Annotated in this window: 17 protein-coding genes; 9 read left to right on the forward strand and 8 right to left on the reverse strand. The window is 62.2% G+C overall.

Annotated elements, in window-relative coordinates:
- Positions 1 to 13: 13 nt before the first annotated feature.
- The 6 genes from VM99_21070 (at position 14) to VM99_21095 (ending at position 5,451) form a co-directional block, all read left to right on the forward strand.
- Positions 14 to 718, forward strand: a complete 705-nt coding sequence (locus tag VM99_21070; GenBank protein AKK00441.1) for a protocatechuate 3,4-dioxygenase — start codon at positions 14 to 16, stop codon at positions 716 to 718.
- 1 nt (position 719) lies between these two features.
- Positions 720 to 1,286, forward strand: a complete 567-nt coding sequence (locus VM99_21075) for a protocatechuate 3,4-dioxygenase (protein ID AKK00442.1) — start codon at positions 720 to 722, stop codon at positions 1,284 to 1,286.
- 239 nt (positions 1,287 to 1,525) lie between these two features.
- Entirely contained in the window at positions 1,526 to 2,821 is a 1,296-nt protein-coding gene (locus VM99_21080; GenBank protein ID AKK00443.1) for an alpha-ketoglutarate permease, read from the forward strand.
- Between the two features lie 58 nt (positions 2,822 to 2,879).
- Positions 2,880 to 4,244, forward strand: coding sequence for a 3-carboxy-cis,cis-muconate cycloisomerase (locus VM99_21085; GenBank protein ID AKK00444.1), 1,365 nt, complete (start codon positions 2,880 to 2,882; stop codon positions 4,242 to 4,244).
- Between the two features lie 12 nt (positions 4,245 to 4,256).
- A complete protein-coding gene (locus VM99_21090) occupies positions 4,257 to 5,048 on the forward strand; it encodes a 3-oxoadipate enol-lactonase (protein ID AKK00445.1) in 792 nt (263 codons plus the stop codon).
- 10 nt (positions 5,049 to 5,058) lie between these two features.
- Complete coding sequence (locus tag VM99_21095; protein ID AKK00446.1) at positions 5,059 to 5,451, forward strand: 4-carboxymuconolactone decarboxylase; 393 nt, start codon at positions 5,059 to 5,061, stop codon at positions 5,449 to 5,451.
- A 475-nt stretch (positions 5,452 to 5,926) separates the two neighbouring features.
- Here the strand turns inward: VM99_21095 and VM99_21100 are convergent, their stop codons facing one another.
- Complete coding sequence (locus tag VM99_21100; GenBank protein AKK00447.1) at positions 5,927 to 7,180, reverse strand: porin; 1,254 nt, start codon at positions 7,178 to 7,180, stop codon at positions 5,927 to 5,929.
- A gap of 977 nt (positions 7,181 to 8,157) precedes the next feature.
- Between VM99_21100 and VM99_21105 the strand changes: the two genes are divergently transcribed.
- Complete coding sequence (locus VM99_21105) at positions 8,158 to 8,511, forward strand: hypothetical protein (protein AKK00448.1); 354 nt, start codon at positions 8,158 to 8,160, stop codon at positions 8,509 to 8,511.
- Between the two features lie 501 nt (positions 8,512 to 9,012).
- Here VM99_21105 and VM99_21110 read toward each other — a convergent pair.
- Genes VM99_21110 through VM99_21120 form a run of 3 tightly spaced genes read right to left on the reverse strand, consistent with a single transcriptional unit; the run spans position 9,013 to position 14,792 of the window.
- Entirely contained in the window at positions 9,013 to 10,470 is a 1,458-nt protein-coding gene (locus VM99_21110) for a multidrug transporter (protein AKK00449.1), read from the reverse strand.
- Positions 10,467 to 13,631: a multidrug transporter gene (locus VM99_21115; protein AKK00450.1), complete on the reverse strand. Its 3,165-nt coding sequence runs from the start codon at positions 13,629 to 13,631 to the stop codon at positions 10,467 to 10,469. Before VM99_21115 ends, VM99_21110 begins: the two co-directional genes overlap by 4 nt.
- A 3-nt stretch (positions 13,632 to 13,634) precedes the next feature.
- Positions 13,635 to 14,792 carry an antibiotic transporter gene (locus VM99_21120; protein ID AKK00451.1) on the reverse strand — a complete coding sequence of 386 codons (1,158 nt, stop codon included), beginning with the start codon at positions 14,790 to 14,792 and terminating at the stop codon, positions 13,635 to 13,637.
- Between the two features lie 262 nt (positions 14,793 to 15,054).
- Here VM99_21120 and VM99_21125 point away from each other — a divergent pair, with 262 nt between their 5' ends.
- Positions 15,055 to 15,687 (forward strand): TetR family transcriptional regulator, encoded by a 633-nt coding sequence (locus tag VM99_21125; protein ID AKK00452.1) that lies wholly within the window; start codon positions 15,055 to 15,057, stop codon positions 15,685 to 15,687.
- Between the two features lie 216 nt (positions 15,688 to 15,903).
- Here VM99_21125 and VM99_21130 read toward each other — a convergent pair whose 3' ends face one another.
- The 4 genes from VM99_21130 to VM99_21145 form a co-directional block, all read right to left on the reverse strand.
- On the reverse strand, positions 15,904 to 16,419 hold the full coding sequence (locus VM99_21130) for a hypothetical protein (GenBank protein ID AKK00453.1): 516 nt from the start codon (positions 16,417 to 16,419) through the stop codon (positions 15,904 to 15,906).
- 311 nt (positions 16,420 to 16,730) lie between these two features.
- Positions 16,731 to 17,780 carry an NADH:flavin oxidoreductase gene (locus VM99_21135; GenBank protein ID AKK00454.1) on the reverse strand — a complete coding sequence of 350 codons (1,050 nt, stop codon included), beginning with the start codon at positions 17,778 to 17,780 and terminating at the stop codon, positions 16,731 to 16,733.
- A 32-nt stretch (positions 17,781 to 17,812) separates the two neighbouring features.
- On the reverse strand, positions 17,813 to 18,979 hold the full coding sequence (locus VM99_21140) for an arabinose transporter permease (protein ID AKK00455.1): 1,167 nt from the start codon (positions 18,977 to 18,979) through the stop codon (positions 17,813 to 17,815).
- An 18-nt stretch (positions 18,980 to 18,997) separates the two neighbouring features.
- Positions 18,998 to 19,300 carry an ArsR family transcriptional regulator gene (locus tag VM99_21145; GenBank protein AKK00456.1) on the reverse strand — a complete coding sequence of 101 codons (303 nt, stop codon included), beginning with the start codon at positions 19,298 to 19,300 and terminating at the stop codon, positions 18,998 to 19,000.
- A 165-nt stretch (positions 19,301 to 19,465) separates the two neighbouring features.
- Between VM99_21145 and VM99_21150 the strand changes: the two genes are divergently transcribed.
- Positions 19,466 to 20,050 (forward strand): ACP phosphodiesterase, encoded by a 585-nt coding sequence (locus tag VM99_21150; protein ID AKK00457.1) that lies wholly within the window; start codon positions 19,466 to 19,468, stop codon positions 20,048 to 20,050.
- Positions 20,051 to 20,109: the final 59 nt, after the last annotated feature.

Genomic DNA, 20,109 nt, shown 5'->3' on the forward strand with positions numbered 1-20,109 from the left:
CGAGGAATGCTTCATGACTGACAAGCCTGGTTATCGTCGCCCTCAAGCGGGCACCCAGCCGCAATACCTGCACCCGCCGTACCAGTCCACCAACTTGCGCTCGCCGTCCAAGCCGCTGGTGTTCCTGCCTCATTCGCTGTCGGAAATCACCGGCCCGACCGTCGGCGCCGACCGCGTGCAGGAGAAGGACAACGACCTCACCGCCCAGCATGCCGGCGAGCCATTGGGGGAGCGGATTATCATTCACGGGCGGGTGCTGGATGAGAACGGCCAGCCGGTGCCGGGCATCCTGGTGGAGATCTGGCAGGCCAACGCCGCCGGTCGCTACCACCATGACCGCGACAAGCACGATGCGCCGCTGGACCCGAACTTCACCGGCACCGGTCGCGCCATCACCGACGCCGACGGCTGGTACCAGTTCCAGACCATCAAGCCCGGCGCGTACCCCTGGGGCAACCACCACAACGCCTGGCGCCCGGCCCATATCCATTTCTCGCTGTTCGGGCCCAGCATCCTCACGCGCCTGGTGACGCAGATGTATTTCCCCGGCGACCCGCTGCTGGCCTACGATCCGATCTACAACTGCGTGCCGGACACCCGTGCCAAGGAACGTTTGATCGCCAGCTTCGACCTGGAAAAAACCATCCCTCACTACGCCCTCGGTTATCGCTGGGACATCGTCTTGCGCGGCCGCGATGCCACGCCGATGGAGAAATAAGATGACGCTCACTGCCACCACATCCCATACCGTCGGCCCTTACTACCACATCGGCCTGACCTGGCTGAACCGCGAAGACTTGACCGTCGCCGAAACCCTCGGCCAGCGCGTGGCGATCACCGGGCAGGTGATCGACGGCAATGGCGAGTTCGTCAACGACGCCATGCTGGAAGTCTGGCAAGCCAACGCCGCCGGCAAATATGCCCACCCGGAAGACGATCAGGACAAGCCTCTGGACCCCAGCTTCGAAGGCTTCGGCCGGGTGCCGGTGGACGCTGAGGGGCGCTTTCGCTTCACCACCATCAAGCCGGGCACCGTACCGGGGCTGGGGGGCACGACCCAGGCGCCGCACCTGGTGGTGCTGGTGTTTGCCCGCGGCCTGGTCAAGCACCTGCTGACGCGCATCTACTTCGACGGCGAGCAGGCCAACGAAACCGATCCGCTGCTGGCTTGCGTACCCGAAGAGCGTCGCGCCACCCTCGTGACCAAGCCCGATGCGTCGGGGGTGTACCAATGGAATGTGGTGTTGCAGGGGACGGATGCCGAGACGGTGTTTTTCGATTATTGAAGAGCTCCTGTGGCCAGATACCTCAGGCTATCTAACTCACTGTGGCGAGGGAGCTTGCTCCCGCTGGCTTGCGCAGCAAGCCCAAAAGCTGGCGACTCGGTATGGCTGACGTCGATTTGCGGCTGCTTCGCAGCCGAGCGGGAGCAAGCTCCCTCGCCACGGGGATGTGAAGCTACTGTGGAACGGGACTGTTACGAAGTGTGTCTAGACTTTGTCAGTCCCTAACGAGTGAATAACCCATGACCACCCCAACCAGCCACTACACCGGCGAAGAACGCAGCAAGCGCATTTTCGCTATTGTCGGCGCTTCGTCCGGCAACCTGGTCGAATGGTTCGACTTCTACGTCTACGCGTTCTGCGCGATCTATTTCGCGTCGGCGTTCTTTCCCTCGGACAACCCCACGGTGCAACTGGTCAACACGGCCGGGGTCTTCGCCGCCGGGTTCCTGATGCGACCCATTGGCGGCTGGATATTCGGCCGAGTGGCGGACCGTCATGGGCGTAAGAACTCGATGATGATCTCGGTGCTGATGATGTGCTTCGGCTCGTTGCTCATCGCCTGCTTGCCCACCTACAAGGACATCGGCGTCTGGGCGCCGGTGCTGCTGTTGTTCGCGCGTTTGCTGCAAGGCCTGTCGGTGGGGGGCGAGTATGGCACCACGGCCACCTACATGAGTGAAGTCGCTCTCAAGGGCCAGCGTGGCTTCTTCGCTTCGTTCCAGTACGTGACGCTGATCGGCGGGCAACTGCTGGCGGTGTCGCTGGTGGTGATCCTGCAGCAGTTCCTCAGTGAAGAAGAATTGCGTGCCTATGGCTGGCGGATCCCGTTCGTGGTCGGCGCCGTGGCCGCGCTGATCTCGCTGTTTCTGCGGCGTTCCCTCAAGGAAACCAGCAGCAAGGAAATGCGCGAGAACAAGGACGCCGGCAGCATCGCCGCGCTGTTTCGCAGCCACAAGGCCGCGTTCATCACCGTGCTGGGCTACACCGCCGGCGGCTCGTTGATTTTCTACACCTTCACCACCTACATGCAGAAGTACCTAGTGAACACCGCCGGCCTGCCGGCCAAGACCGCCAGCTACATCATGACCGGTGCGCTGTTCCTGTACATGTGCATGCAGCCGCTGTTCGGCATCCTGGCGGACAAGATCGGCCGACGTAATTCCATGCTCTGGTTCGGCGCCCTGGGGGCGTTGTGCACAGTGCCGATCCTGTTGACCCTCAAGAGCATCAGCAGTCCGTTCCTGGCGTTTATCCTGATTACCCTGGCCCTGGCGATCGTCAGCTTCTACACCTCCATCAGCGGCCTGGTGAAAGCCGAAATGTTTCCACCCGAGGTGCGCGCGCTGGGAGTAGGGTTGGCCTATGCGGTGGCGAATGCGATTTTTGGCGGTTCGGCCGAGTACGTGGCCTTGAGCCTGAAGGCCCAGGGCATGGAAAACGCCTTTTACTGGTATGTCACGGTCATGATGGTGGTGGCGTTCCTGTTCAGCCTGCGCCTGCCCAAGCAACCGACGTATTTGCATCACGACCTTTGACTCATCCCTATTGATCCAACCGCGCCGGCCTCAAGGTCGGCGCACCCAAGGACTGTCTATGAGCGAACGACCGGGCAATCAGCTGTTCGATGCCTATTTCACCGCCCGCGACATGCGCGAGGTGTTCTGCGATGCGGGCCGGGTCCAGGCCATGCTCGACGTCGAGGCGGCACTGGCCCGGGCCGAGGCGCGGGTGGGGGTGATTCCCGCCAGTGCGGTGGCGCCGATCGAGCAGGCCTGTCGCGCCCAGTGCTATGACTTTTCGGCGCTGGGTGAGGCCATTGCCAGTGCTGGCAACTCGGCCATCCCGTTGGTCAAGGCGTTGGGCAAGCGCATCGCCGCCACCGACGCCGAGGCTGAGCGCTATGTGCACCTGGGCGCCACCAGCCAGGACGTGATGGACAGCGGGCTGGTGCTGCAGCTGCGCCAGGCGCTGGCGTTGATCGAAGACGAACTGGCGCAGTTGGCCGACACCCTGGCCCGTCAAGCCGAGCACTACGCCGCCACGCCGCTGGCCGGCCGTACTTGGCTGCAGCATGCAACGCCGGTGACCCTGGGCATGAAATTCGCCGGTTGGCTGGGGGCGATCACCCGCAGCCGCCAACGGTTGAAAGAGCTGAAGCCGCGCTTGCTGGTGCTGCAATTCGGCGGCGCCTCGGGGACTCTTGCTGCGCTCGGCGAGCAAGCGTTGCCCGTCGCCCAGGCCCTGGCCGCCGAGCTGCAACTGAGCCTGCCGGAGCAACCGTGGCACACCCAGCGCGATCGCCTGGTGGAGTTCGCCGCGGTGCTCGGGCTGATCGCCGGCAGCCTTGGCAAGCTGGGCCGCGACATCAGCCTGCTGATGCAAACCGAGGCTGGCGAGGCCTTCGAGCCATCTGCACCCGGCAAGGGCGGTTCATCGACCATGCCCCACAAACGCAACCCGGTGGGCGCGGCCGTATTGATCAGTGCGGCGACGCGGGTGCCTGGCCTGGTCTCGACGCTGTTCAGCGCCATGCCCCAGGAACATGAGCGCAGCCTCGGTCTGTGGCACGCCGAATGGGAAACCTTGCCGGAGATCTGCTGCCTGGTGTCCGGCGCCCTGCAACAGGCTCGGTTGCTGGCCGAGGGGCTGGAAGTGGACGCGGCGCGCATGGCCCGCAACCTCGAACTGACCCAGGGCCTGGTGCTGGCCGAAGCAGTGAGCATCGTCCTGGCCCAGCGGGTCGGGCGCGACACTGCCCATCATCTGCTGGAGCAATGCTGCAAGCGCGCTGTCGCCCAACAGCGGCATTTGCGCGAGGTGCTGGGGGACGAACCCCAGGTCGCCGCGCAGTTGTCCGCCGCCGAACTCGATCATTTGCTCAACCCCGCCCACTACCTCGGCCAGGCCCGCACCTGGGTTGCCCGAGCGGTGGCCGAACACCATGCCTTGAAGGCCTGAAAGGAGACTGTTGTGGGATTCGTCAAACTCGCCGACGGCGAACTGAATTACCGTTTCGACGGGCGGCAAGACGCCCCGGTGCTGGTGCTCTCCAACTCCCTGGGCACTGATTTGCACATGTGGGACGACCAAGTGGCGGCGTTCGGCGAACATTTTCGCGTGCTGCGTTTCGACACCCGGGGTCACGGTCAGTCGTTGGTCACCGAAGGCCCCTACAGCATCGAGCAGTTAGGCCGCGACGTGCTGGCGATGCTCGATGCGCTGGACCTCGACCAGGTGCATTTCTGCGGATTGTCCATGGGCGGGCTGATCGGCCAGTGGCTGGGGATCAACGCGGGTGAGCGCCTGCGCAAGCTGGTGGTGTGCAACACCGCCGCCAAGATCGGCGATCCGTCGGTGTGGAATCCGCGAATCGAAACCGTGCTGCGTGACGGCAAGGCGGCAATGGTGGCGTTGCGTGACGCCTCGATCGCCCGCTGGTTCACCCCGGACTTCGCCGAGGCTTATCCAGAGAAAGCCAGAAAAATCACCGACATGCTCGCCGCCACCTCGCCCCAGGGCTACGCCGCCAACTGTGCGGCGGTGCGTGATGCGGATTTTCGCGAGCAGTTGTCGTCGATCCGCGTGCCGCTGCTGGTGATCGCCGGCACCGAGGATGCAGTCACGCCGCCGTCGGGTGGGCACTTTATCCAGGAGCGGGTCAGTGGCGCGCAATACGCCGAGTTCCGTGCCGCACACCTTTCCAATGTCCAGGCCGGTGCCGCATTCAGCGCTCGGGTGCTGGATTTCCTGCTCGGGGCCTGAGGAGTTTTCTGTGGACGAGAAACAACGTTACGACGAAGGCATGCAGGTACGCCGCGCGGTGCTGGGCGATGCCCACGTCGACCGCAGCCTCAATGCCCTGAGTGAATTCAACAGCGAATTCCAGGAGATGATTACCCGCCACGCCTGGGGCGACATCTGGACCCGCCCGGGCCTGCCGCGCCACACCCGCAGCCTGATTACCATTGCCATGCTGATCGGCATGAACCGCAACGAAGAGCTCAAGTTGCACCTGCGCGCCGCGGCCAACAACGGCGTGAGCCGCAGCGAGATCAAGGAAGTGATCATGCAGAGTGCCATCTACTGCGGCATCCCGGCGGCCAACGCCACCTTCCACCTGGCCGAGTCGGTGTGGGACGAGCTGGGCGTCGAGTCACGGGAGTAGATTCACCGCAACCCCTGTGGGCGTGGGCTTGCTCGCGAAAGCGGTGGGGCAGCTTGCATCGATGTTGAATGTGATAACGCCTTCGCGAGCAAGCCCGCTCCCACTCTGATCTTCAGCGGCCACAGGGATTTGCGTACAGCACAAATCCCTGTGGGAGCGGGCTTGCCCGCGAAAGCGTTGGGTCAGCTTGCATCGATGTTGAATGTGACGATGCCTTCGCGAGCAAGCTCGCTCCCACACTGATCTTCAGCGGCCACAGGGATTTGCGTACAGCACAAACCCCCTGTGGGAGCGGGCTTGCTCGCGAAAGCGGTGGGGCAGCTTGCATCGATGTTGAATGTGATAACGCCTTCGCGAGCAAGCCCGCTCCCACACTGATCTTCAGCGGTCACAGGGATTTGCGTGCAGCACAAATCCCTGTGGGAGCGGGCTTGCCCGCGAAAGCGGTGGTACAGCCTCCATCCATGTTTGGCTTTTACAGCAGGCTGATCGGGTAGCTGATGAAAATGCGGTTCTCATCGAACTCATTGGTGCTGAAATCCCTCCGCATCGTCGAGTTGCGCCATTTCACGTTGAGGCTTTTCAGCGCGCCGCTCTGCACGGTGTAGGCCAGTTCGGTTTCGCGGCCCCATTCCTTGCCATCGTCGACGGTGGCGGTGTGCACATTGTCGCCGCTGATGTAGCGGTTCATCAGGGTCAGGCCCGGCACGCCGACGGCGGCGAAGTTGAAGTCGTGGCGCAGTTGCCAGGATTTTTCCTTGGCATTGTCATAACTGGAGTTGTAGCTGTCGTTGGCCAGGGTGCCGCCGCTGGTGCCGTTGACGCGCATCCACGCGTCATCGCCGCCGACTTTCTGCAGGCCGACGTAAAAGGTGTTGCCGCCGTACTTGGCCGAGAGCATGGCGAACGCGGTTTTGTTGTCCAGGTCACCGGCCAGCGCGCTGCCGTCTTCCTTGCCGATGAAGTAGCCGAGGTTGGCGCCCAGGGTCCAATCGCCGATGGGCTGGCTGTGGGTCAGGTTGAAATACTGCTGCTGGTAGATGTCGGACAGCTCGGCGTACCAGACGCCGACCTGGGTGCGTTTTTCGTTGAAGGCATACTCGCCGCCGCCGAAGTTGAAACGGTCGGAGGTGAAGGCGCCCCGGCCGTTCATCGACATGTCTTCCATGCTCGCGTCGTTGCGCGGGCTGTTGCCGCGGAACTGACCGCCGTAGAGGCTCAGGCCGTTGATCTCGGTGGAGGTCACCTGGCCGCCACGGAAGGTCTGCGGCAGGGATCGGCCATCGTCGGAGCGCAGGATCGGCAGCACCGGCATCCATTCACCGACCTTCAGTTCGGTCTTCGACACCTTGGCCTTCAGGGCCACGCCCAGACGACCGAAATCATCGGCCGGACGACCGTCGTCATGCACCGGTAGCAACTGCGTACCCGCCGTGCCGCGACCGCCGTCGAGCTTGACCGAGTACAGGCCCAGCACGTCCACGCCGAAACCGACCACGCCCTGGGTGAAACCGGACTTGGCGTCGAGGATGAAGTTCTGGGTCCATTCCTCGGCTTTGCCCTGGGCGTTGTTCGGGTTGGTGAAGTTGCGGTTGAAATAGGCGTTGCGCAGAGTCAGCGTGGCCTTGGCATCGTCGATAAACCCTGGTTCTGCCGCCAGGACGGGCAGGGCGACGCTGGTCAGGGCAATGGCAATGAGGCTGGGGAACAAATGCTGTGTGGGCTTCATGGGCGTTGTCTCTTATTTTTTCTGGACGAAGCGGATCGTTGCCGCACTTTTTTTAGGTGCAAGCGGTAAGGGGGTAGCCAGGGTTGTTAGGGCGATTGGGGATCAGCCGGGCGAGGCGGGGCGCAGGGGCATGGCGTCGAACCTGTTGTTATTGGTTTTGTGCGAGCGATGGTGAAGGCCCGGACATGATCGGTTCAATTGGCGTTGGCGGGTTTTGGGCGATTATCGAACGGCAAAACCAATCGATAGACGCCATTCCTGTGGGAGCGAGCTTGCTCGCGATGGCTGTGTCATAGTCGACCTGGATTTCGGGTACATATCCATTTTTGCGGTAACGGCTGCTTAGGGTTCCGCCCTTACGGCGGGTCACTTTTGGCAAACGCCCGGAATGCCGGCCCAGCCAAAAGTAACCAAAAAGGTCTGTGCCCCACCACTGGGCACCTCGCCGAGGCGAGGTGTTCCCTCACTCCGGCATTGCTCCGTGGGGCCCGCCGCGAAGGGCCATCCATGGCCCAGCGCGGCTAACCCGGCATCCATGCCGGGTTGCCCACTACGCAATGCCTGCGTTCGGCCCTTGTGGTTAATGGGGCGCTCAAGATCAAAAGCCAAAGCCAAAGCCAAAGCCAAAGCCATCGCCAGCAGGTTCCCTCCCACAGAATTCGGGGGCGGTCTGACAGACGCGGGGATTTTTCCGACGAGGTTTTAAGGTTGCCCTTCGGAAGCTGTATCTCTAGCTTGTTCGTGTCGCTGCACATTCAGCGATCGGGACTGCAAGCCCGCCGAATTTGTTAGGCGCCTAGCCGCGCCCCTATAATCCATGGCGCTTTTTGGTGCCATCGTTTTATGGTGGCTGTGTGCGGGAGACCTTCGGGTCTGCCGAGGTTGCCTAACGACTCGGTCTTGCAGACCCGCATACAGCTGCCTCCTATCATCTGCAAGTGATGCTGGCAGCTCTCATTTTCGTTAGGAGCACCATCATGATCAAAGAAACACCCAATCCCCCTGTGCCTGGTTCCACCTTCCCCTACAACGACCCCGATCCGAACAAGCTCCAAGAGGCGGCAGATCGAGCACTCGATTTCCATCTGGGCACCCACGCTGATCCCAAGCCCAAAACCTCAACTCAAGTTTTCACCGTCGTCGATACCCTCGACACCGAGTGCCTACTGGCGAATCTCAGCGAAACCCTGGCCTCGGCCAATGCCATGGTCAATGACCTGGCGTTCGATCTGGAAGGCTCGCGGCGGCATGTCGCATTGGGCGTGGCGCAGATGATTGAATTGAGTGAGCTGTTGGCTAATCGTGCCTTGGATATCGTCGACCCGCGTTAGCCAGGTGGGGTTTATCCCCAAGCTGGGCTGTGGGAGCAAAGCTCGCTCGCGATGGCAGTACGTCAGTTGATCACCGTGCTTTGGCTTTGGCGGCTTTGGCGGCTTTGGCTTTTGATCTTCAATGCCCCATTAACCACGCTGGCCGAACGCAGGCATTGCGCAGTGGGCACCTCGGCATGGATGCCGAGGTAGCCGCGCTGGGCCATGGATGGCCCTTCGCGGCGGGCCCACGGAGCAATGCCGGAGTGAGGGAACACCTCGCCTTAGGCGAGGTGCCGAGTGGTGGGGCTGAGACCTTTTGGTTACTTTTGGGGCGTTTGCCAAAAGTAACCCGCCGTAAGGGCGGAACCGCCAGCAGCCGTTACCGCAGCAATGGATATGTACTCTATCCAAACCCTAAACCGCCTTCGCGAGCAAGCCCGCTCCCACACAACCCTGTAGAAACCCAAACAAAAAGCCCACCTTTCGGTGGGCTTCGTGTTTCAGCGTTCAAACATCAAGTCAGAACAACTTCATCTTCGGCGCTTCTTCCTTCACCGGCTCGTTCTTGCCCGTCTCGGCATTCCAGCCACCACCCAACGCCTTGTACAGATTGACCTCACTGGTCAACTGCGCAAGGCGGTCAGTGATCAGCGATTGTTGCGCGCTGAACAGCTGGCGCTGGGCGTCGAGGAAGGTCAGGTTGCTGTCGACACCAATGCGGTAGCGACGCTCGGCCAGGCGGTAGTAATCCTGGTTGGCGGCGACGAAGTCGGTCTGGGCCTGCAACTGTTCGTTGTAGGTCTGGCGCGCCGCCAGGCCGTCGGAGACTTCCTGGAACGCGGTCTGAATCGACTTCTCGTACTGCGCGACGTTGATGTCTTTCTGGATCTTCGCGTAGTCCAGGCTCGCCCGCAGGCTACCGGCATTGAAGATTGGCAGGTTGATCTGCGGGGCGAAGGTCCAGGTGCCCGAGCCGCCCTTGAACAGGCCGGACAGGTCCGGGCTCAGGGTGCCGGCGTTCGCCGTCAGGCTGATGCTCGGGAAGAACGCGGCCCGTGCGGCGCCGATGTTGGCGTTAGCGGCGAGCAGGTTGCGTTCGGCCTGGAGGATGTCCGGACGACGTTGCAAGAGGTCCGACGGCAAACCGGCCGGCACTTCGCTCAGCAGGTCATCGCTCAGCGGTCGCGAGGCCAGGTTGGCCGGCAGGCCGGTGCCCAGCAGCAGGGTCAGGCTGTTTTCGTCCTGGGCGACCTGGCGGGTGTAGCGCGCCAGTTGCACGCGGGCGTTTTCCACGGCGGTGCGCGCCTGGCTCAGGTCCAGGGCCGAGGCCACGCCGACTTCGGCGCTGCGCGAGGTCAGCTTGAAGCTCTGCTCGTAGGCGCCCAGGGTTTCCTGGGTCAGCTTGAGCAGTTCCTTGTCGGCCTGCCAGGTCAGGTAGGCGTTGGCCACGTTGGCCACCAGGCTGATCTGGGTACTGCGGCGGGCTTCTTCGGTGGCGAAGTAGCTCTGCAATGCTTGTTCGCTCAGGCTGCGAACCCGACCGAACAGGTCCAGTTCATAGGCGCTGACGCCCAGGGTGGCCGAATACGAACTGCTGATGGACGCTTCACCGGTCTGCGACGCCCGTGCCGGCACCCGCTGGCGGCTGCCCGAGCCGGTGGCCGAGACCGCCGGGAACAGGTCCGCCCGCTGGATGCGGTACTGCGCGGCGTAGGCATCGATGTTCAGCGCCGCGACCCGCAGGTCGCGGTTGTTTTCCAGGGCCACCTGGATCAGTTGCTGCAACGCCGGGTCATGGAAGAACTGCTTCCAGCCTTGCTCGGCGGCGGCCTGGCCGGGGGCATTGGCCGCCTCGTAGGCCGGCCCCTGCGGGTATTGCGACGCGACCGGTGCTTCGGGTCGCTGATAGTCGGGGATCAGCGAGCAACCGCTGAGCACGACGGCAGCGATGGTCAGGGAGAGTAGCGACTTGCTCATTGGCCAGCCTCTTTAGAAGTTTCAGGAGTATCGTCCTGGTCGGCCTGTTTGCGGCGGCCTATCGACGACACGGTCACAAAGAACAACGGCACCCAGAAAATCGCCAGGACGGTGGCGGTCAACATGCCGCCGATCACACCGGTACCGATGGCGTGCTGGCTGCCCGAGCCAGCGCCCGTGGAAATCGCCAGCGGGACCACACCGAGGACGAACGCCAGGGACGTCATGATGATCGGTCGCAGACGCATCCGACAAGCTTCAATGGCGGCATCCATCAAGCTGCGACCCTGTTCGTGGAGTTCCTTGGCGAACTCGACGATCAGAATGGCGTTTTTCGCCGCCAGGCCGATGGTGGTCAGCAGCCCCACCTGGAAGTACACGTCGTTGGACAGGCCGCGCAGGCTGGTCGCCAGCAGAGCACCGATGATCCCCAACGGCACCACGAGCATGACCGCGATCGGAATCGACCAGCTTTCATACAGGGCCGCCAGGCACAGGAACACCATCAGCAGCGACAGGGCGTACAAGGCCGGAGCCTGGGAACCGGACAAGCGTTCCTCGTAGGACAGGCCTGTCCAGGAAATCCCCACGCCGGATGGCAGCTTCTTGGCGATGGCCTCGACTTCGGCCATGGCTTCACCGGTGGAATAACCGGGCGCTGGCGAGCCGAGGATCTCCATCGCTTCCACGCCGTTGTAGCGGGCCAGTTTCGGCGAACCGAAGACCCACTCACCCTTGGCGAAGGCGCTGAACGGCACCATGGTCCCGGCGCTGTTGCGCACATACCACTTTTTCAGGTCCTCGGGGTTCATGCGCGCGCCTGGCTGGCCTTGCACGTACACCTTCTTCACCCGACCACGGTCGATGAAGTCGTTGACGTAGCTACTGCCCAGGGCAATCGACAGGGTGTTGTTGATGTCCGACAGGGTGATGCCCAGCGCGCTGGCTTTTTCGTCATCGATTTCCAGTTGGTACTGCGGTTCGTCGTTCAGGCCGTTGGGACGTACCTGGGCCAGGACCTTGCTCTGGGACGCCATGCCCAGGAACTGGTTGCGGGCTTCCATCAGTTTCTCGTGACCAATACCGGCGCGGTCCTGCAGGAACACGTCGAAACCGGTGGCGTTACCCAACTCCATCACCGCCGGCGGGGCGAAGGCGAACACCATCGCGTCGCGGAAGGTGAAGAAGTGTTGCTGGGCACGGGCCGAGATCTTGAACACGGTGTTGTCGGCGTTACGTTCTTCCCACGGCTTGAGCATGATGAACGCCAGGCCGGAGCTCTGGCCACGACCGGCGAAGTTGAAGCCGGTCACGGTAAACACCGAGGCCACGCCATCGCCTTCGCCGCCGTCCTTGCCCGGACGCAGCAGGAATTCACGCATGTTGTCCACCACCACCTGGGTACGCTCGGCGCTGGAACCGGCCGGGGTCTGCACCTGGGCAAACAGCACGCCCTGGTCTTCTTCCGGCAGGAAGGCGGTCGGGATGCGGGTGAACAGCCAGACCATGCCGACCACGATGATCAGGTAGGCCAGCAGGAACGGGGCCTTGTGCCTGAGCATGTTGCCCACGCCGCGCTCGTAGCTCCTGACGCCACGGTCGAACGTGCGGTTGAACCAGCCGAAGAAACCGCGCTTGGGCGTACCGTGCTCACCTTTGGGAATCGCCTTGAGCATGGTGGCGCACAGGGCCGGGGTGAAGATCAGTGCGACCAGCACCGACAAGGCCATGGCCGAGACGATGGTGATGGAGAACTGCTTGTAGATCACACCGGTGGAACCACCGAAGAACGCCATGGGCAGCAATACCGCCGACAGCACCAGGGCGATACCCACCAGGGCACCTTGGATCTGGCCCATGGACTTCTTGGTGGCCTCCTTGGGCGACAGGCCTTCCTCGCTCATCACCCGCTCGACGTTCTCCACCACGACGATGGCGTCGTCCACCAGCAAGCCGATGGCCAGCACCATGCCGAACATGGTCAGGGTGTTGATGCTGAAACCGAACGCCGCGAGGATGCCGAACGTACCGAGCAACACCACCGGCACCGTCATCGTGGTGATGATGGTGGCGCGGAAGTTCTGCAGGAACAGGAACATCACCAGGAACACCAGCACGATCGCTTCGACCAGGGTTTCAACCACGCCCTTGATCGACTCGCTCACCACCGGCGTGGTGTCGTAGGGGAACACCACTTCCATGCCTGGCGGGAAGAACGGCTTGAGGTCATCCACGGTCTTGCGCAGGGCCTTGGCCGTGTCGAGGGCGTTGGCACCGGTGGCCAGCCGCACGGCCAGACCGGAAGCCGGGGCACCGTTGAACTGGGCGTTGATGCTGTAGTTCTCTCCGCCCAGGCCGACGTCGGCGACGTCGCCGACGCGCACCTGCGAGCCGTCCGGGTTGACCTTGAGCAGGATGTTCTTGAACTGCTCGGCGGTCTGCAGGCGGGTCTTGCCGATGATCGTGGCGTTCAACTGCTGGCCGGGCAGGGCGGGTAGGCCGCCGAGCTGGCCGGACGAGACTTGGACGTTCTGCGCGGCAATCGCCGTGCGCACGTCCACCGGGGTCAGGTTGAAGTTGTTCAGCTTGGCCGGGTCGAGCCAGATCCGCATCGCGTACTGGGCACCGAAGACCTGGAAGTCACCAACACCGGCGGTCCGCGAGATCGGGTCCTGCATGTTCGACACGATGTAGTTGGACAAGTCCTCACGGGTCATGCCGCCGTCGCGCGACACCACGCCGATCACCATCAGGAAGTTGCGCACCGACTTGGTCACGCGGATGCCCTGTTGCTGCACTTCTTGGGGCAGCAGCGGGGTGGCCAGGTTCAGCTTGTTCTGGACCTGGACCTGCGCGGTGTCGGAGTTGGTGCCTTGCTCGAAGGTCGCCGTGATGGTCATGCTGCCGTCGGAGTTACTTTCCGAGGACACATAACGCAGGTTGTCGATACCGTTGAGCTGCTGCTCGATGACCTGCACCACGGTGTCCTGCACGGTCTGCGCGGACGCACCCGGGTAGGTCACCTGGATCGCAATGGCCGGCGGGGCGATGCTCGGGTATTGGTTGATCGGCAACTTGAGGATCGACAAGGCCCCGACCAGCATGATCACCAGGGCGATTACCCAGGCGAAAATCGGACGGTCGATAAAGAATTTCGACATGGTTTACTCCCCTTTGCCGCCGGCTGCTTTATCAGCTGCCTGAGCGGGGGCCGGGTTCTTGTTGGCGACGTTGGTGGCTTCGGCGACCTTGACTTCCACCCCTGGCCGTATGAATTGCAGGCCTTCGGTGATCAGGCGATCGCCGGCCTTGAGGCCGTCTTCGACCAGCCACTGGCTGCCGACGGTGCGGGTGGCCTTGAGCTGGCGCAGCTCGACCTTGTTGTCCGGGCCCACCACCAATGCGGTTGGCGTGCCCTTTAGGTCGCGGGTCACGCCTTGTTGCGGGGCGAGGATCGCGGCGCTGTTCACACCAGCCTGCAACTGCGCGTGGACGAACATGCCCGGCAGCAGGGTGTGGTCAGGGTTGGGGAACACGGCGCGCAAGGTCACCGAGCCGGTGGTCTGGTCGACCGACACTTCGGAGAACTCCAGCTTACCCTCGTGTGGATACTGGCTGCCGTCTTCCAGGGTCAGCTTGACCGCGGCGGCGTTGTCGCCGGCCTTCTGCAAGCGGCCGCTTTCCAGCTCGCGGCGCAGTTGCAGCAGTTCCACCGAGCTCTGGGTGACGTCGACGTAGATCGGGTCCAGTTGCTGGATGGTCGCCAGCGCGTCGGCCTGGCCGTTGCTCACCAGCGCCCCCTCGGTGACCGAGGAACGGCCGATGCGCCCGGAGATCGGCGCGTAGACCTTGGTGTAGCGCACGTTGATCTGGGCGGTCTGCAGGTTGGCTTCCGACTCCAGGCGATTGGCCACGGCGGTGTCGTATTCCTGACGGCTGACGGCCTGTTCGTCCACCAATTGCTTGTAGCGGTCGGCAATCGACTTGGTGGAGCGCAGGTTGGCTTCGGCGCTCTTGAGGGTTGCCTCATACACGGCCGGATCGATCTGGTAGAGCTGCTGGCCGGCCTTGACGTCGGCGCCTTCCTTGAACAGGCGCTTGAGAATGATGCCGTTGACCTGCGGGCGAACTTCCGCGACACGGAAGGCGCTGGTGCGGCCTGGCAGCTCCGATGTCAGGGTGAAGGGTTGGGTCTTGAGGGTTACGACGCCGACCTGAGGGATAGGGGCAGGAGGTGCCGCTTCTTCCTTCTTGCATCCGCTGAGCAGCGATGCCAGGGCGATGGCGGTAACCAGAGCGGTAACAGCTGGCTTGAATTGCATGGAAATCCTCGGGTCCAGGCGCGCAACAGGCGCACTCGAAAGTGGAAGGTTAAAAAGGCAGCGTTATTCAATTAGTAGGATGCTAAGAAATATACTTACGTACATGGTTGTTTGTAAACAGCCAAATTGCGTACCATCCGACTTTACAAAAGCCTGACAAAGGCCGTGTAGGTCGGGGACGCGTTCCAAGGAAACGTGGCCCCCTTTTTTATAGTCGATCCTTTAGCACTGCTGATGCGTCCTGATTGAGGTGTTTACTGCCATGGTTCGTCGTACCAAAGAGGAAGCCCTGGAGACTCGCAGCCAGATACTCGAAGCGGCCGAGAAAGCCTTTTTCGAACGCGGCGTCGCCCGCACGACGCTGGCCGATATCGCCACCCTGGCCGGTGTGACACGCGGCGCCATCTATTGGCATTTCAGCAACAAGGCGGACTTGCTCCAGGCGATGCTCGATACGTTGCATGAGCCTCTCGATGACTTGGCCCGGGCCAGTGAGAGTGAGCAAGAGCTTGATCCCCTAGGTTGCGTACGCAAGCTGTTGGTGCGCCTGTTCCAGCAGGTGGCCCTGGATCCGAAGACCCGACGCATTAATGAAATCCTGTTCCATAAGTGTGAATTCACCGATGAGATGTGCGACCTGCGCCAGCAGCGGCGCCAGGTCAGCCTGGACTGCAACGTGCGTATCGCGTTGTCGCTGCGCAACGCGGTGAATCGCGGCCAGTTGCCGGATGACCTGGATCCGGAGAGAGCGGCGGTCGCAATCCACGCTTACATCGACGGCATTCTGTACCAATGGTTGTTGGCGCCCGACAGCTTCGCTCTGGCAGGTGATGCCGAGCGTTGGGTCGAGATTGGGCTGGACATGCTGCGCCTGAGCCCTAGCCTGCGCAAATGAAACAAAATGCGGAATTGCTTCGGTTTGTTTCATTCCAAGTGGTCGAAGCCGCTTTTATAAACTGAATGCCGTCGTGGTTGATAGGCGATCGTGAACAAAATTTGTAGGGGATTTGTTTCAGGATCACTGATGCTGCATCGGCCCCCAGGCCAGTGAACGTCATCATGCCGGGCAATGATGACGTGTCCATGTACAACGCCTGCTCCCGCCGGCCTCTTACCGGCCAGGTTCGACGATGAGGCGCACGGTGTAGTGGAAGGGCGGCTCGAGCATCTTCCGGGAAACATCGGACCGGCACGTGTATTCGCCATTGCCGGTGTAAGTGGTCCTGCTCTTCCAGTCCGGCTTATAACTGGGTTCCAAGGCGCCCGGAACGATCGAGGCCTTGAATCGTGTCTGCATTTGGCATTCGAAGTTGAAGTTGCTCATTTCATAGTTGAGGACTATTTCAATCGGCTTGATTTTCTTTAATGTCGGTTGCCAGCCTGCACCGGGGTAAGTGTAGTTTCTGATGTGGCCGATACGAAGTTGGTAAGTTGATTGGGGGGCGATCTCATGGGCGCCCGGGGAAAATTCCTCGGCCTGGGGTGGGTCGGTTAGCAGGCTGTTCATTTTCAAGGTGCCGCGGGTGTGGTTGGCAATCTCCACGGTCACTTCGGTGTTCGCCAGGCTGTGGGTAACCAGCGCGGGGCCCAGCAGTAAGGCAAGTGTGAAGCTTTTCAGCGTATTCATGGTCCTTCATCTCGCATAGGTGTAAGGCTTGCCGGGATGGCCTGCAAGCGGAGTGTGTTGGGTTGGTAGTGATAAAGTTGTTAATAAAGAATTGTCGTCATGTGCAAGTAACCCGTCCGTTGGTTAAATGAGTGATGTAGGCGGGAGGGATTATTAGCGCTGTCCGGCGAGTGAAGCCATGCTCGATAAGTGTCGTCTTGTTATTTGATGTTGCGGCTCAAGTTGCTTGAGTCACACTTGGCGTTTTGCGGGCATGAAAAAGCCCCGGCTCTTTCGAGTCGGGGCTTTTTTTCAATCAAGTGTTTTTGAACTTACATCACAGGGTAATCAATGTAGCCCACCGGGCCTTTTCCGTAGAAGGTTTCAGGGTGCGGCTCGTTCAGCGGGGCGTCGGCTTTCAAGCGTGCCGGCAGGTCCGGGTTGGCAATGAACGGGACCCCGAACGCGACCGCATCGGCCTTGCCTTCGGCCAGCCAGGCATTGGCGCTGTCCTTGGTGAAGCGTTCGTTGGCAATGTAGGGGCCGCCGAAGGCTTGCTTGAGTTGCGGGCCGATGCTGTCGTCGCCTTCCTTCTCGCGGGAGCAGATGAAGGCGATGCCGCGCTTGCCCAACTCGCGAGCGACGTAGCTGAAGGTTTCCAGGCGATTTTCGTCGCCCATGTCATGGGAGTCGGCCCGAGGTGCCAGGTGCACGCCAACCCGGCCGGCGCCCCAGACTTCGATGGCGGCATCGGTCACTTCCAGCAGCAGGCGGGCACGGTTTTCCAGGGAGCCGCCGTATTGGTCGGTGCGCTGGTTGGTGCTGCTTTGCAGGAACTGGTCGAGCAGGTAGCCGTTGGCGCCGTGGATTTCCACACCGTCGAAACCGGCAGCCTTGGCGTTCTCGGCACCGACGCGGTAGGCGTCGACGATGTCGGCGATCTCAGCGGTTTCCAGGGCGCGTGGCGTCGGGTAGTCCGCCAGTGGGCGCACCAGGCTCACATGGCCCTTGGGCTGGATGGCGCTGGGGGCTACCGGGGTTTCGCCGTTCAGGTACGACGGGTGGGAGATCCGGCCGACGTGCCACAGTTGCAGGAAGATCTTGCCGCCGGCGCCGTGGATGGCCTTGGTCACGTTGGCCCAGCCACGCACCTGGTCGTTGGACCAGATGCCGGGGGTGTCCGGGTAACCCACGCCCATCGGCGTGACGGAGGTCGCTTCGCTGAGGATCAGGCCGGCGGAGGCCCGTTGTACGTAGTACTCGGCCATCAGTGCATTGGGGACGCGGCCTGCGTCGGCGCGGCAGCGGGTGAGCGGGGCCATGATGATGCGGTTTTTCAGCTCGATGTCGCCGAGTTTGATGGGGTCGAAAATAGTTGCCATGGATTACAACCTCGAAATGGAAGGGGTAAAAGTCAACGCGTTGCCGGAGCCAGGTCGGGGTTAGCGCCCTGGCGGAAAGTGATCAGGGTGACCAGCAGCGCCAGCACGGCGAGCGCGCCGGCGGCCAGTGGAACGGTGGTCAGGCCCAGGCCGTGGTCGATGACGCTGCCGCCAACCCAGGCGCCCAGGGCGTTGCCGATGTTGAAGGCGCCTATGTTCAGGGTGGAAACCAGGTTCGGCGCGGCCTTGCCGAAGGTCACCACATTGACTTGCAAGGCGGGCACGGCGGCGAAGCAGGCGGTGGCCCAGAGGAACAGCGTGATCTCGGTGGGGATCAGCGCGACGCTGGTCCAGCTCAGCACCGTCGACACCACGGCCATGGTGATAAAGACACCCATCAGCGTGTTCACCAGGCTCTTGTCCGCCAGCTTGCCGCCGATGATGTTGCCCAGGGTCAGGCCCAGGCCGATCAGCACCAGGGTCCAGGTCACGCCACGGGGCGATACGCCGGTGACCTCTCCCAGCAGCGGCGCGACGTAGGTGAACAGGGTGAACACCGAGGCGGAAAACAACGCGGTCATGCTCAGGGACAACCACAGGCCGGCCCCCTTGAGGGCGACCAGTTCCGAGCGCATGTCGAGTTTTTCTTCATCGCGCTTGGCCGGCAGGAAACGCACCAGGCCGATCAATGCCACCACACCAATGGCGGTCACCGCCCAGAACGTCGAACGCCAGCCGGCTTCCTGGCCCAGCGCGGTGCCCAGGGGCACGCCCAGTACGTTGGCCAGGGTCAGGCCGGTGAACATCAACGCGACGGCCGAGGCGCGTTTGTTGGGCGCCACCAGGCCGGCGGCCACCACCGAGCCGATGCCGAAGAACGCGCCGTGGCACAGGGCAGTGATGACCCGGGCGAACATCAGCACGTTGTAGTCGCTGGCGATGGCGCAGAGCAGGTTGCCGATGATGAAAATGCCCATCAGCGCCACGAGGGCGGCCTTGCGTGGCAGCCGTGCGGTGGCGAGGGCCATGAACGGCGCACCAATGGCCACGCCCAGGGCGTAGCCGGTCACCAGCCAGCCGGCGCCAGGTATCGAGACACCCAGGTCGGCCGCCACATCGGGCAGCAGGCCCATGATGACGAACTCGGTGGTGCCGATGGCGAAGGCACTCAGGGCCAGGATGAGGAGCGAGAGGGGCATGTCGGGGTCCTTGTCAGGTCAGAGCTCTTGGCTCATTTGCTGGAGGAACTGCTGGATCAGTTCCTCGTTGCGCTTGAAGAAATGCCACTGACCGACCTTCTGGCTGGTAATCAGCCCCGCCCGTTGCAACACCGCCAGGTGCGCCGAGACCGTGGACTGCGAGAGGCCGCAGCGCTGGTCGATCTGGCCGGCGCAGATACCGAATTCGTGGTTGTGCAACTGCTCGGGGAACTGGACCTTGGGGTCTTTTAGCCAGTTGAGGATGTCTCGCCGTACTGGGTGTGCCAGGGCTTTTATTATTTCGTCGAGGTCGAGGGTCATGGTGGCGGTTCGTAATGGGCTCAAGTGGATAAAACGCTATATCGCGATGAAGCGAACCTTAAATCGTTGCTTCGCGATATACCAATATGTATTTGTTCTGAAGACCGAATAAATCGCTATATCGGGTTATAACGATATGGGCGCGACGGTGCTAAGCTGCCGACCATGAACTATCTCGCACACCTGCACCTCGGCGGCTCGGGCCGCGAACAACTGCTCGGCAGCCTCTACGGCGACTTCGTCAAGGGACCGCTGCAGGGCCAATACACGCCGCAGATCGAAGCGGCCATTGCCCTGCACCGGCGCATCGACATGTACACCGACCGCCATCCGCTGGTGGATGGCGCCCTGTCGCGTTTTTCCACCGTGCGCCGACGCTATGCCGGCATCGTGCTCGACGTGTTCTTCGATCACTGCCTGGCCCGGGACTGGGCGTCGTACGGCGAGGGGCCGCTGGGGGCGTTCACGTCACGGGTGTACCAGGTGCTTTCTACCGAACCGCAGTTGCCGGGGCGGCTGGCACAGATTGCGCCACACATGGCGGCGAATGATTGGCTGGGTTCTTATCAGGCGTTCGACGTACTCGAGCAGGTACTGCGCGGTATTTCCCGACGCCTGACCCGCCCCGAGGAACTGGCCGGGGCGATGGAGGAGCTGACCAGGCTCTATGAGCCGTTGAGCGAGGATTTCCGGTTGTTTTATCCACAGCTTCAGGACTTTGCCCAGAGCCAGGTCACACCGAATAACTAAATGTGGGAGCGGGCTTGCTCGCGAAGGCGGTGGATCAGTCAACCTCTGTGTTGAGTGTA

The organism is Pseudomonas chlororaphis (assembly GCA_001023535.1).
GTDB classification, from domain to species: Bacteria; Pseudomonadota; Gammaproteobacteria; order Pseudomonadales; family Pseudomonadaceae; genus Aquipseudomonas; species Aquipseudomonas chlororaphis_E.